This window comes from Bradyrhizobium erythrophlei (genome assembly GCF_042430365.1).
Classification (GTDB): Bacteria; Pseudomonadota; Alphaproteobacteria; order Rhizobiales; family Xanthobacteraceae; genus Bradyrhizobium; species Bradyrhizobium erythrophlei.
On record NZ_JBHMET010000187.1, the window covers coordinates 143,290 to 155,835 of the forward strand.

Consider the following 12,546-nt stretch of genomic DNA (forward strand, 5'->3'; position numbering starts at 1 on the left):
CCGGATTCGTGCCACTGATTTGCTCGACGACGGAAGCGGAATATTTTTCGTTCGAACACTTGCGCCGTCGGGCAAATCAGCGCTAACGGCGCCGCCGGACGAAGGCTGCAGCCAGAACCGTAGGGCGGATCAGCCGGAAGGCGTAATCCGCTATCGCCCTCCGCGGTGGCGGCGCGGCGGACTAGACTTCGCTTATTCGCGCAGAGCCGAGTTGGCGCGCCCCGTTAGCCGCGACGGCGCGCCGCAATTGAACCGGCAATATCCTCGCGAAGTGTGGGCCACTTCACTGCGCCGCGCCTGAGGTGCCCTAACCTTTCGAGGCGATCGAGTCCGCAAAAGGCCTTGCAATGATCACGGGTCTTCGCGCCGTCGTCCTAATCATCCTGCTGCTCGCCGCGGCGTGCGGCGCGCGGGCCGAAGATCGCGCGCTCGTGCTCCGGCCCGGCACCGCATCGCGGCTCGTGCTGGACGCGGCGTTTGCGACCGTGATCCTCGGCGATCCCCATGTTGTCGACGTTCACACCGGCGGCGACCAGTCGGTCATCGTCGAGGCGCTGAACCCCGGCGCGACGAACCTCGTCTTCGTCGACGCGCGCGGTATGGTGATCGCCAATATCAGGGTGTCGGTGTGCGATGCATCCGCATTCGGCGGCTGCGATGCCGCAGCATCCACCGGGGATCGCGGGTGGCGGAGCCCGTCATCCGTGACCGCGCCAGGACCACGACAGGACGGCGGAACTTAAGCAGCGACCACGACTTCCGCCTAGAGCTTCGGTTCTGATGGCATCAGAACCGAAGCTCTAGATTCTTGTTTTGACGCGTTTTCCTTACGCGAACCGGCATCCACTTCGCTCGAAAACGCTCTAGATTGACTTTCCAGCACCTCCTCCCAATACTCGGCAAAAATGCAGAAAAACCCGTCAAAAACGACGGTTCAATGGGAGGATGCGATGCCGACGTCACGCAGGACGCTGCTGAAGACTTCCGCGGCGGCCGCCGCTGCATTCAGCTTCGATTGGACACGCGCACAGGCCCAGTCCGAAACCGTGCGCATCGGCGTGATCTACGACCTGACCGGCCCGTTCGCCGCCGGCGGCTCGGTCGCCTCCTCGATCGGCACCCAGATCGCGATCGATCTCGTCAACGAGAAGGGCGGCATCGGCGGCAAGTACAAGATCGTCCCTGTCGCCGCCGACTCCCAGAGCAAGCCCGACGTTGCGATCAATGAGGCCAATCGCCTGATCGACCAGGAGAAGATCGAGATCCTCAACGGCGTTTATGCGAGTTCGCACGCGGTCCCGCTCGCGGCCAAGGTCGAGCAGCAGAAGAAGATCCTCTGGATCACGACCGCGGTCTCGACCGCCGTGTTCAAGGACAAGAACCTGCAATATGTGTTCCGCGCGCAAATCCATTCCGACCAATATGGCCAGGCCTTTGCGAACTTCCTCGCCGAGCACGCCAAGGGCAAGCTCGGCATGGAGGCGAAGGACGTCAAGGTCGCGATCATCCACGAGGACGGCCCCTATGGCGTCGGCGTGGCCGCCGCCGACGAGGCCTATGCCAAGGAGGCCGGGCTGCAGGTCGTCTTCAAGGAAGGCTACTCGGCCTCCGCGCCTGACCTTTCGGTGCTGGTGACCAAGATCAAGCGCGCCAAGGCCGACGTGATCTCGCACGCCGGCTACAACCCCGACATCACGCTGTTCCTGCGCCAGGCGCGCGAGAGCGGGCTGAAGTTCAAGATGCTGTTCGGTGCCGGCGCGGGCTACAGCCAGCTCGACAAGCTGCGCGCGACCTTCGGCCCCGACATCGACAATTTCTGCAACATCGATCCGGTGCCGGCGCAACTGCTCGATCCGGCCAAGCTCGCGCCCGGGGTCGGCGACCTGATCAAGACCATGATCGCGCGCTACCAGGCCAAGACCAGCGCGACCGACGTGCCGCCGCACTGCTCGATGGGCTTCAACCAGACCTGGGTGCTGCTCAATTACGTGCTGCCGATCGCCAAGGAGAAGTACGGCGGCTTCGATCCGGAGGCGATCCGCAAGGCCGCGCTCGACGTTGACATCGCACCGGGCGGCACGATCCAGGGCTATGGCGTGAAGTTCTACCGGCCAGGCACGCCGCTCTCCGGCCAGAACGAGCGCTCGACCCCGGTGGTGATGCAAAATGCCGGTGAGCACATCTCGGTGGTGTGGCCGACCAACATCAGAACGCAGGACCCGGTATTCCCGCTGCCGAAGGGCTCGACCTACGCGGCGTAGGGCTGACATGTAGCGACTCGCCGCCGCATCGGAAGTGTGCTCCCTCTCCCGCTTGCGGGGGAGGGCTGGGGTGGGGGTGCCGCCACGGTCCCGCTCTTTGAAGGGAGAGAGCCCCCACCCGGATTGCATCTACGATGCAATCCGACCTCCCCCGCAAGCGGGAGAGGTGAAGCGCGGCGCGCGGCACGAACAGATCACAGCACCACCCGCCGCCCCTCGTCCGCTGCCCAATAACCGGCGTAGTTCATCTTCGTCGTCTCATACGCCAGCGCGAGGTCGGCAAGCGGCTGCCTCCTGGTCGCGACGCATTCCATGAAATCCTGGATCTCCTGCAAATAGCCGCGGGTCCATTCCTCCTCGAGGCAGACATATTGCCAGCCGGTTTTGCGGTCGACCTTCTCGGTGATGTAGACGGAAGCGAGCTTCTCCTCGCTGGCCTGGTAGCTCGTCAGATGCGTGTTCGGCGTGATGTTGGCGAATAGTGAACCGCCTGACGTATAGGTCTCGATCAAATTGCGCACGCCGCCCATGATCATATCGCCTGAAAACACCGTCGCCTTGGTGCCGTCGGAAAAGGTTAACGTCAGCGTGCCCCAATCCTCGACATCGACCGGATTGGCCTTGATAAAGGCACGCTCCTCCGGCTTGAGGCCGGCGGTGACGTTGCCGACGTCGCAGGTGACGCTCGCGACCACGATCGTTTCACCGCGCGCGCGGGCCTCGACCTGCTTCAAATAGAGCACCGCCGACAGCGGATGGCAGCCCATCCGGATCAGCGCGCCGCCGCCGGTCATCGCCCATTGCGCGGCATGCGCCGCGTGCGAGCCGGAATGGCTCTCCTCGCCCTTCATGAACAGGATCTTGTCCTTGGTGGCGCGGATGATCTCCGCGGTCTTGGTCACCGCCGGCGCGTAGATCCAGTCCTCGGCATACATGAAAAGCTTGCCGGTCCTCTCGATCGCAGCGCGGGTTGTCTCCATCTCCTCCATCACACGCTGATACATCAGTGCCTTCGGCACATGCTTGCCGATCGGCTGCGGATCGCCCTCGCGGCCGAAATAGCCGCTGAACGGCTTCTCGCAGATCACGTGCTTGCCCGCCTGCATCGCCGCGACGATCATCGCGGCGTGTAAATTGGGCGGCGTGCAGATGTCGATGACGTCGAGTTCGCGGTCCGCAACGAGTTCGGCAAAGCTGCGGTAGGCGTTCGGAATCCGGTGCTTGCGCGCGAAGCCCACGACGTGATCGCCGCGCGCCGCAACCGCCCTCACCTCAACGTCGACGCCATAGACGCGCCGATAGGCGTACATATGCAGCTCCGACACGAAGCCGCAGCCGGCCAGACCGATCCTGATCCTTGTCATCAGAGGATATCCCCGCGCGTCAAGCCGACGGAGCGCAGCGTTCAGCTCATGCCGTCAAGCCGAGCATAGCTGGCTTCCATGCCCTGCTCCATGCCGCTCGCGAGCATCGCCGCGCGCGTCGCAGCATCGGGCAGCGTCATGCGCATGGTCATCAACGTGCCGCTGCCGTCGACTTCGAAGCGCGTCTCGACATGGTTGTCCGGCGTCGGGTCCGGCAGGTGCATGCGCTCGACATGGACGATGCGACTGAACGGCTCGAGCTCGAGATATTCGCCGGTCAGGTAAAACCCGCCGCCCTTGCCGTCCGCCCACTCGTAGCGGATCTTTCCGCCGGGACGCACTTCGCTGATGCAGACCGGCATGGTCCAACCTTCAGGACCGAGCATCCATTTCTGGACCAATTCCGGCTCGGTATGGGCGTGGTACACCGCCTCGGGCGGGGCCTTGAAGCGCCTGGCAACGACGACGTAGCGCTCGCCTTCGGTCTTCAGCGTCAGCTTGCTCATACTCTTCCTTTCACTGCTCTGGCTTCATCGCGGCGAGGACTCCGTCCAGCCGGTCGTAGTTTGCTTCCAGCGCTTGCCGCAGCATGCCGAGCCATTGATCGATCTCGGCGACCGCCGATGGCGCGAGCCGGCACGGGCGCTTGGTCCCTTCGACCCGGCGCACGATCAGGCCGGCGCTCTCGAGCACCTTGAGATGGCGGGAGATCGCGGGCTGGGTGAGCTCGAACGGCTCGACCAGCTCCATGACTGTCGCCTCGCCGAGCGCGAGCCGCGCCAGGATCGCTCGGCGCGTCGGATCGGCGAGCGCGGAGAAGGCAGCGTCGAGGTTGGCCATGATTGATCCGATCTAAGTTATATAATACATATGTTATATAACAAGAAGCGCATGTCAACCGGAATCCGCTGCGGCGAAGGCGCGCAGCGGACATTCGGGACGCGTGGCACTTAGGACTGGAATTGCGCGCCGCTGACGGCGTTGCAAAAGCAGATACGATCGGCCGGACTAGACGTCGAAGAAGACGGTCTCGTTGTCACCCTGCAGATGGACGTCGAACGTGTAGACCGCGTTGCCGGAGCCAGCCTTGCGCTTGGCGATCAAGGTCCCGCGGCGATCGGCCGGCACCAGCGCGAGCACCGGATCATTGGCGTTATCAGCCTCGTCGTCGAAATAGATCCGGGTGTAGAGGTGCAACAGCATGCCGCGCGCGAACGCCGCGAGCACGATATGCGGCGCCTGCGGCTTGCCGTCGGCATCCGGCACGGAGCCCGGCTTGATCGTGTCGAAGGCGTAGCCGCCGCTCTTGTCGGTGCCGACGCGGCCGAAGCCCTTGAAGGAGGAATTCGGCTGCGCGCGCTTGTCCTGCGGATCGGAGAAGCGGCCTTGGGCGTCGGCCTGCCAGATCTCGAGCATGCAGTCCGGGATCACGGCGCCGTCGCCGTCATAGACCGTGCCCTCGACGCGGATGCGCTCGCCCGAGGTGTCAGACGTGACGAGGTTGTTGTTGAAGGCGTCGTTCCATTCGTATTCGCCGGATGGCGTCAGCCCGTACTTGAAATAGGGGCCGACGGTTTGCGACGGCGTGATCCCATCAGGACGCTGGTTCGACACTTACTTGGTCTCCATCGGCGTGGCGTTGCGCCCGCGCAGCACAATATCGAAGCGGTAGCAGAGCGCCCATTCCGGCTTGGTGTTCTCGAGATCGAACGACGAGATCATCCGGGCGCGGGCCTTCTCATCCGTCACCGAGTTGAAGATCGGATCGAATGGGAACAGCGGGTCGCCCGGGAAATACATCTGCGTGACCAGGCGCGAGACAAAGGAATGGCCGAACACCGAGAAGTGGATGTGCGCGGGCCGCCAGGCATTGTGGTGATTGCCCCAGGGATAGGCGCCGGGCTTGATGGTGACGAACCTGTAATAGCCGTTGGCGTCGCTCTGGGTGCGGCCGGCGCCGGTAAAATTCGGATCGAGCGGTGCCGGGTGCTGGTCGACGACATGGATGTAGCGGCCGCAAGCATTGGCCTGCCACAACTCGACCAGCGTGTTGGGCACGCCGCGGCCGTCCTCGTCGCGCACGTAACCGTGCACGATGATGCGCTCGCCGAGTGGCTCGCCCTTGTGCTGGATGGTGAGATCGTTGTCGTGCTCGCGAACGGTCTCATGACCATAGACCGGCCCGGTGAGCTCCGAGAGCGTGTGCCGCATCGGGATCAACGGCTTGGTCGGCGAGCGCTTCACGGTGGAGCGATAGTCCGGCGACAGCCGTGCCGGATGGGCCGCAAGCGATTGCACCGGGTAGAGCAAGGTCATGGCGAATTCCTCCGCGGCCCACGCGCCCCGTGAGCTCACATCAGATCATTATAGTGCATAACCAAATTGGGGAAGGGCTGTTTTCAGCCCTTCCAAGCCATTGGCTTAGTTCAGCTTTTCGATCGCCGCCGCGACGCCTTGGCCAACACCGACGCACATAGTTGCCAAGGCAAGCTTCCCGCCCCGCTTCTCCATGCCGTGGACGGCGGTCAGCGCCAGCCGCGCGCCGCTCATGCCGAGCGGGTGGCCGAGCGCAATCGCGCCGCCATGCGGATTGACGAAATCTGCATCGTCCTTGACGCCGAGCTGGCGCAGGCAAGCGATACCTTGCGACGCGAAGGCTTCATTGAGCTCGATCAAATCGAAATCGGAGATCTTCTTGCCGAGCCGCTCCATCAGCTTGCGGGTGGCCGGCACCGGGCCGATGCCCATGATGCGCGGCGGCACGCCCGCCGACGCAAGGCCAAGAATTTTTGCACGCGGGGTCAGGCCGTGCTTCTTCACCGCCGCCTCGGAAGCGAGGATCATCGCGGCGGCGCCGTCATTGACGCCGGACGCGTTGCCCGCGGTCACCGTGCCCGCGTTGCGCACGATCGGCTTCAGCTTGGCCAATCCTTCGAGCGTGGTTTCGGGACGCGGATGCTCGTCCTTGTCGACGGTCACAGGGCCGGCCTTGCCGCCGGGCACCTGGATCGGGGTGATCTCCTCGGCGAAATAGCCTGATGCGATCGCAGCACCCGCGCGCTGCTGCGAGCGGATCGCGAAGGCGTCCTGGTCGGCGCGCGAGACCTGGAATTCCTCAGCGACGTTCTCGCCGGTCTCCGGCATCGCATCGACGCCGTACTGCGCCTTCATCAGCGGATTGATGAAGCGCCAGCCGATCGTGGTGTCGAAGATATCGGCCGAGCGCGAGAACGCCTCCGCCGCCTTGCCCATCACGAAGGGCGCGCGCGTCATCGATTCGACGCCGCCGGCGATCGCGAAATCGATCTCGCCGGCGCGGATGGCGCGGCCCGCGGCGCCGACCGCATCGAGGCCGGAGGCGCAGAGCCGGTTCAGGGTCTGGCCGGGAACCGTGTCGGGGAGGCCTGCGAGCAGCAGCGCCATGCGCGCAACGTTGCGGTTGTCCTCGCCGGCTTGGTTGGCGCAGCCGAAGAAGACCTCGTCGACCTGTGTCCAGTCGAGCGTCGGATGCTTGGCCATCAGCGCCTTGATCGGGGCCGCAGCAAGGTCGTCGGCGCGTACCTTGGCAAGCGAGCCGCCGAAACGGCCGATCGGGGTCCTGACGGCATCGCAAATGAACACATCACGCATTGAATCTCTCCCTGAATGCCGTGGTTTAGGCGCTGGATGGTTGGAACTTGAGTGGAGTTTTAGGAGCGTGCCCGCGACAGGTCAATTGATGCGGCTGCGCGTCAAGCGCGCATTGCCGTGACGTTCCGTCATATCTTGCGGCCGTGGAGAGGGTGGAAAACCCCGCCGTCGCGGATAGGACCGCGCGGCGAAATTCGGTAGTTTCCGGCCCCTCATGACGATTCAGCAGCCCATCCCCGTTCCACCCGAACCTGCTCCTGCCGAGGCGCCGTCGCGCGTCACGCCGATGATGGAACAGTACCTCGAAATCAAGGCCGGCCACCCCGGCCTCCTACTGTTCTACCGGATGGGCGACTTCTACGAGCTGTTCTTCGAGGACGCCGAGATCGCCTCGAAAGCGCTCGGCATCGTCTTGACCAAGCGCGGCAAGCATCAGGGCATGGACATCCCGATGTGCGGCGTGCCGGTGGAACGCGCCGAGGACTATCTGCACCGCCTGATCGGTGCCGGCCACCGCGTCGCGGTGTGCGAGCAGACCGAGGACCCGGCCGCCGCACGCGCCCGCGGCAACAAGAGCGTGGTGCGCCGCGGCGTGGTGCGGCTGGTGACGCCGGGCACGCTGACCGAAGACACGTTGCTCGACGCCCGCACCAACAATTATTTGATCGCAATCGCGCGCGCGCGGGGCTCGTCCGGCGCCGATCGGCTCGGGCTCGCGTGGATCGACATCTCGACCTCCGAATTCATGGTGACGGAGTGCTCGACCGCCGAGCTCGCGGCGACGCTCGCGCGCATCAATCCCAACGAAGCGATCGTCACCGATGCGCTCTACTCCGACAACGAGCTCGCGCCGGTGTTGCGCGAACTGCCGGCGGTCACCCCGCTGACCCGCGACGTGTTCGACAGCGCCACCGCCGAGCGGCGGCTGTGCGACTATTTCGCGGTCGCGACCATGGACGGCCTGTCGGCGATGTCGCGGCTGGAGGCGACCGCTGCGGCCGCCGCCGTCACCTATATCGACCGCACGCAGGTCGGCAAACGTCCGCCGCTGTCGCCCCCGGCGAGCGAGGCCGCCGGCACCACGATGGCGATCGATCCCGCGACCCGCGCCAATCTCGAATTGACGCGCACGCTCGCCGGCGAGCGCCGCGGCTCGCTCCTGGATGCGATCGACTGCACCGTGACCGCGGCGGGCTCGCGATTGCTGGCACAGCGGCTCGCGGCGCCGCTCACCGACGTTGCCGTGATCGCGCGACGGCTCGACGCTGTCTCGGCCTTTGTCACTGATGCCGCGGCGCGCGAGGACGTCAGAACCGTGCTGCGCGCGGCGCCCGACATGTCCCGCGCGCTGGCGCGGCTCTCGGTCGGCCGCGGCGGCCCGCGCGATCTCGCCAGCCTCCGCGACGGCCTGCTCGCCGCCGACCAGGCGCTCGACCTCTTGGCGCAGCTCGAAAATCCGCCGGCGGAGATCACCGCCGTGATGGCGGCGCTGCGCCGGCCGTCGCGCGACCTTGCCCACGAATTCGCCCGCGCGCTGTCCGAGCAGCTGCCGCTGATCAAGCGCGACGGCGGCTTCGTCCGCGAGGGCTATGAGGCCGCGCTCGACGAGAGCCGGAACCTGCGCGACGCCTCGCGCCTCGTCGTCGCCGCGATGCAGGCACGCTACGCCGAGGACACCGGCATCAAGACGTTGAAGATCCGACACAACAATGTGCTCGGCTATTTCGTCGAGGTGACCGCGCAGCACGGCGAGAAGCTGATGGCGCCGCCGCTCAACGCAACCTTCATCCATCGCCAGACGCTGGCGGGGCAAATCCGCTTCACTACCTCAGAGCTCGGCGAGACCGAGGCCAAGATCTCCAATGCCGGCGAGCGCGCACTCAACCTCGAGCTCGAGATCTTCGATCGCCTGAGCGCGATGGCGCTTGCCGCGAGCGAAGATCTGCGCAATGCCGCGCATGCCTTCGCGATGCTCGACGTCGCGACGTCGCTGGCCAAGCTCGCAGTCGACGACAATTACGTGCGGCCCGAGGTCGACGGCTCGCTCTGTTTCGCGATCGAGGGCGGCCGGCACCCGGTGGTCGAGCAGGCGCTGAAGCGCGATGGCCAGCCGTTCATCGCCAATGCCTGTGACCTTTCCCCCGCGCCGGGACACAAGTCCGGCCAGCTCTGGCTGATCACCGGTCCGAACATGGCCGGTAAATCGACCTTCCTGCGCCAGAACGCGCTGATCGCGCTGTTGGCACAGATCGGGAGCTACGTGCCGGCCTCGCGGGCGCGGCTCGGCATCGTCGACCGCCTGTTCTCGCGCGTCGGCGCGGCGGATGATCTGGCGCGCGGCCGCTCGACCTTCATGGTCGAGATGGTCGAGACCGCCGTGATCCTGAACCAGGCGAGCGAGCGTTCGCTCGTGATCCTCGACGAGATCGGGCGCGGGACGGCGACCTTCGACGGTCTCTCGATCGCCTGGGCCGCGATCGAGCACCTGCATGAGAGCAACCGCTGCCGCACGCTGTTTGCCACGCACTATCACGAGCTGACGGCGCTCTCGGCCAAATTGCCGCGGATGTTCAATGCGACGGTGCGGGTGAAGGAGTGGCAGGGCGACGTCGTGTTCCTGCACGAGGTGCTGCCGGGCTCGGCCGACCGCTCCTACGGCATCCAGGTCGCGAAGCTCGCCGGCCTCCCGCCCGCCGTGATCGCGCGCGCCAAGTCGGTGCTGGCGAAGCTGGAAGCCCAGGACCGCGGCCAGACCGCGCGTGCGCTGGTCGACGACCTGCCGCTGTTCGCCGTCCCCTCCCGCGCCGCCGCCGGCGACGCACCGCCGAGCGAAGCCGATCTGCTGGTGGACGCGGTGAAGGCCCTGCACCCCGACGAGATGTCGCCGCGCGAGGCGCTGGACGCGCTCTATGCGCTGAAGGCGAAACTGCCGAAGGGATAATAAGTAGCCCGGATGAAGCGAAGCGAAATCCGGGACGCCCTCGCCAGATGCGCGACTGACCCCGGATTGCGCTGCGCTCCATCCGGGCTACGAATTTTTTGCATCATTGCGCGAATCGTAGGGTGGGCAAAGCGACAGCGTGCCCACCATTGCCGCCAATGCTCTGATGGTGGGCACGGCGCAAGGGCGCCTTTGCCTACCCTACGCTTTTGCGCGCTTCCTTCTTCCGATCCACCACAGCGCCAGATTCCAGGCAATGCAGGTGGCGAGCGCACAGCTCAGTCCGATCGCCGAGCCGAAGTGCAGCACCGCGACATGCAGCACGGCGACGCCGAGGCCAAAGCCGAGCAGGCCCCAGGCGCTGTTGGCGAGCACGGCGGCGGTCGCAGGTCCCCCGATGCGCGGATGCAGGATCAGCATCATCGAGGAGAACACGATCGGGAACAGCGCCATCACGCCAGTGACCCGCGGCCCAACCCAGCTCGACGCCGTGACCACGGTTCCTACCAGGCTCGCGACCAGCGCCGCACGCAGCGGAATGTCGTACCAGCGCCGCGCGATCAACGGCATCTTTGCAACGTGCCGATAGGGCTTGAGCAGCGGAATGCAGATCGCAAAGGTGATGGCGTTGACGATCAGCCCGCCGGCCAGCGACCACCCGAACTGGCGGATGATCGAGGCCAGCACCAGCCACACCGCGATCGCCGAGCCGGCGCTGATCCACATCCCGAAGCGCTGCGCCAGCACGGCATAGGTCAGGGCCATATAGATCGTCGCCGCGTTGACAGGCAGGCTCGCCAGCGCGCCCTCGGCGATGAAGGCGGCATCATGATCGAGCGCGAGGAAGGTGTAGGACGGCCCCGCCGAGATCGGCAGCGTGGCAATCAGCGCCCCGATCACTGGCCCCGAACGCTCCGTGATGATGGACGCGCTGACCACGAACGCCGCAGCAATGGCCATGCGCAGCACGAGGATGAGGAGGAAGTGGAGTTCGGGGGACATCCAGTGTCGTCCCGGCGAAGGCCGGGACCCATAACCACGACTATTGGTGGGGCGCGAAAGCCGTCGAACAGAGCAGCTTGAATCGAGGGGACACGGCGTATGGGTCCCGGCTTTCGCCGGGACGACAAGAAATCACACGCGCTGCATCGTCACGGTGACCTTCGGGCCGTTTTTGATGGTCTGATAGACCACGCAATAGCGCTCGGTGAGCTTCAGCAGCAGGTCGAGCTTGTCCTGCGGCGCGTCGGTGCCGACCTCGAAGCGCAGGCGGATCTCGCGGAAGCCGACTGGAGCCTCCTTGTCGACGCCGAGCGTGCCGCGGAAATCGAGATCGCCCTCGGCGAACACGTGGCCTGATATCAGCGGCACCTCGACGGCGGTCGCGACCGATTTCATCGTGACGCCGGCGCAGGCGACCAGCGCCTCCAGCAGCATGTCGCCGGAGCAGAGCTCGAGCCCGGAGCCGCCGGTTGCCGGGTGGAGGCCGGCGATCGCGAGCGCGCGGCCGGTCTCGACCTTGCAGGAAATGCCTTCGCTCTCGATCGAGCCCTTGGCCTTCAGCGTGATCACGGCGGCCGAGGGATCGGCCTTGTAGCGCTCCTTGATCGGAGCCTGCATTGCGCGGAGTTCGGCGGCGTCCATGGTCTGTCTCCCGGCCAGTCTTCTTGTCTGCCGGTGTAAGGCCTTAATGCGCCGATGTCACCACCACATGGCTTCGCCGGCGCTTGATTTATCCGTGATGTCGCGCACCGAACGGTCCAGCGAGCGGTCGAGCGCGGTCAAGACGCGGCGCTTGAAGGTGTCGAACAGCTCCGAATTGCGGTCGCGCGGCCGCGCCAAATTGATCGTGATCTCCTGAAACAGCCGGCCCGGCCGCGGCCGCATCACCAGCACGCGATCGGCCAGCACCACCGCCTCATCGACGTCGTAGGTGACCAGGATCAAGGTCGGCCGCGTGTCGGCCCAGAGATCGAGCAGATGATCCTGCAGGTCGCGCCGCGTGAAGGCGTCGAGCGCGGAGAACGCTCGTCGAGCAGCAGCACTTCCGGCTGCGGCACCAAAGCCCGCGCAATCGCGACCCGCTGCGCCTGCCCGCCGGAGAGCTCGCGCGGCCAGGCATTGGCCTTATCGGCGAGGCCGACGCGGAGCGCCACCACATAGGCCGGCAGCACCGCGGGCAACAGGATGCGGCGGATCATCGCGGGCCCGGAGAGGCGGAAGATGCGCCCGACCTCGACGATCTTGCGATCGACTGGGCATTCGTCGATCTCCTCAGGGCAGTTATGAAACAGCCTTTTAATTCAATGAGTTAGACTTGCGGTCGACGAGAAAATCCATACTTTGGATC

Annotated in this window: 11 protein-coding genes and 1 pseudogene; 3 read left to right on the plus strand and 9 right to left on the minus strand. The window is 65.5% G+C overall.

The window, feature by feature from the left end; translation table 11 throughout:
- Positions 1–347 precede the first annotated feature (347 nt).
- Positions 348–743, plus strand: a complete 396-nt coding sequence (locus tag ACFFWD_RS27085) for a pilus assembly protein N-terminal domain-containing protein (protein WP_376970364.1) — start codon at positions 348–350, stop codon at positions 741–743.
- Between the two features lie 207 nt (positions 744–950).
- Complete coding sequence (locus ACFFWD_RS27090; protein WP_376970366.1) at positions 951–2,261, plus strand: ABC transporter substrate-binding protein; 1,311 nt, start codon at positions 951–953, stop codon at positions 2,259–2,261.
- A gap of 194 nt (positions 2,262–2,455) precedes the next feature.
- Here the strand turns inward: ACFFWD_RS27090 and ACFFWD_RS27095 are convergent, their stop codons facing one another.
- From ACFFWD_RS27095 to pcaF, 6 genes are all read right to left on the minus strand, one after another.
- Positions 2,456–3,625 carry a Gfo/Idh/MocA family protein gene (locus ACFFWD_RS27095; protein WP_376970367.1) on the minus strand — a complete coding sequence of 390 codons (1,170 nt, stop codon included), beginning with the start codon at positions 3,623–3,625 and terminating at the stop codon, positions 2,456–2,458.
- A 41-nt stretch (positions 3,626–3,666) separates the two neighbouring features.
- Positions 3,667–4,131 carry an SRPBCC domain-containing protein gene (locus ACFFWD_RS27100; RefSeq protein ID WP_376970369.1) on the minus strand — a complete coding sequence of 155 codons (465 nt, stop codon included), beginning with the start codon at positions 4,129–4,131 and terminating at the stop codon, positions 3,667–3,669.
- 10 nt (positions 4,132–4,141) lie between these two features.
- Entirely contained in the window at positions 4,142–4,465 is a 324-nt protein-coding gene (locus ACFFWD_RS27105; RefSeq protein ID WP_376970371.1) for an ArsR/SmtB family transcription factor, read from the minus strand.
- A 168-nt stretch (positions 4,466–4,633) separates the two neighbouring features.
- Positions 4,634–5,239, minus strand: a complete 606-nt coding sequence (pcaG, locus tag ACFFWD_RS27110; RefSeq protein WP_376970373.1) for a protocatechuate 3,4-dioxygenase subunit alpha — start codon at positions 5,237–5,239, stop codon at positions 4,634–4,636.
- Positions 5,240–5,941, minus strand: coding sequence for a protocatechuate 3,4-dioxygenase subunit beta (gene pcaH, locus ACFFWD_RS27115; protein ID WP_376970375.1), 702 nt, complete (start codon positions 5,939–5,941; stop codon positions 5,240–5,242). It abuts the gene before it with no gap.
- 105 nt (positions 5,942–6,046) lie between these two features.
- Entirely contained in the window at positions 6,047–7,255 is a 1,209-nt protein-coding gene (gene pcaF, locus ACFFWD_RS27120; protein WP_376970377.1) for a 3-oxoadipyl-CoA thiolase, read from the minus strand.
- A 214-nt stretch (positions 7,256–7,469) separates the two neighbouring features.
- On the opposite strand from pcaF, the gene mutS reads away from it, so the two are divergent.
- Positions 7,470–10,196: a DNA mismatch repair protein MutS gene (gene mutS, locus ACFFWD_RS27125; RefSeq protein WP_376970379.1), complete on the plus strand. Its 2,727-nt coding sequence runs from the start codon at positions 7,470–7,472 to the stop codon at positions 10,194–10,196.
- A gap of 201 nt (positions 10,197–10,397) precedes the next feature.
- On the opposite strand, the gene ACFFWD_RS27130 is transcribed toward mutS, so the two are convergent.
- From ACFFWD_RS27130 to ACFFWD_RS27140, 3 genes and pseudogenes are all read right to left on the minus strand, one after another.
- A complete protein-coding gene (locus ACFFWD_RS27130; protein WP_376970381.1) occupies positions 10,398–11,198 on the minus strand; it encodes a hypothetical protein in 801 nt (266 codons plus the stop codon).
- 132 nt (positions 11,199–11,330) lie between these two features.
- A complete protein-coding gene (locus ACFFWD_RS27135) occupies positions 11,331–11,840 on the minus strand; it encodes an OsmC family protein (RefSeq protein WP_376970383.1) in 510 nt (169 codons plus the stop codon).
- A 57-nt stretch (positions 11,841–11,897) separates the two neighbouring features.
- Positions 11,898–12,343 (minus strand): annotated as a pseudogene (locus ACFFWD_RS27140) (ABC transporter ATP-binding protein); the annotation flags it as partial.
- Positions 12,344–12,546 lie beyond the last annotated feature (203 nt).

Excerpts from the sequence above, each read along its gene's own strand:
- ACFFWD_RS27085 (WP_376970364.1), top strand. The coding sequence starts at position 348 with ATGATCACGGGTCTTCGCGCCGTCGTCCTAATCATCCTGCTGCTCGCC.
- ACFFWD_RS27090 (WP_376970366.1), top strand. The coding sequence starts at position 951 with ATGCCGACGTCACGCAGGACGCTGCTGAAGACTTCCGCGGCGGCCGCC.
- ACFFWD_RS27095 (WP_376970367.1), bottom strand. The coding sequence starts at position 3,625 with ATGACAAGGATCAGGATCGGTCTGGCCGGCTGCGGCTTCGTGTCGGAG.
- ACFFWD_RS27100 (WP_376970369.1), bottom strand. The coding sequence starts at position 4,131 with ATGAGCAAGCTGACGCTGAAGACCGAAGGCGAGCGCTACGTCGTCGTT.
- ACFFWD_RS27105 (WP_376970371.1), bottom strand. The coding sequence starts at position 4,465 with ATGGCCAACCTCGACGCTGCCTTCTCCGCGCTCGCCGATCCGACGCGC.
- pcaH (WP_376970375.1), bottom strand. The coding sequence starts at position 5,941 with ATGACCTTGCTCTACCCGGTGCAATCGCTTGCGGCCCATCCGGCACGG.
- pcaF (WP_376970377.1), bottom strand. The coding sequence starts at position 7,255 with ATGCGTGATGTGTTCATTTGCGATGCCGTCAGGACCCCGATCGGCCGT.
- mutS (WP_376970379.1), top strand. The coding sequence starts at position 7,470 with ATGACGATTCAGCAGCCCATCCCCGTTCCACCCGAACCTGCTCCTGCC.
- ACFFWD_RS27130 (WP_376970381.1), bottom strand. The coding sequence starts at position 11,198 with ATGTCCCCCGAACTCCACTTCCTCCTCATCCTCGTGCTGCGCATGGCC.
- ACFFWD_RS27135 (WP_376970383.1), bottom strand. The coding sequence starts at position 11,840 with ATGGACGCCGCCGAACTCCGCGCAATGCAGGCTCCGATCAAGGAGCGC.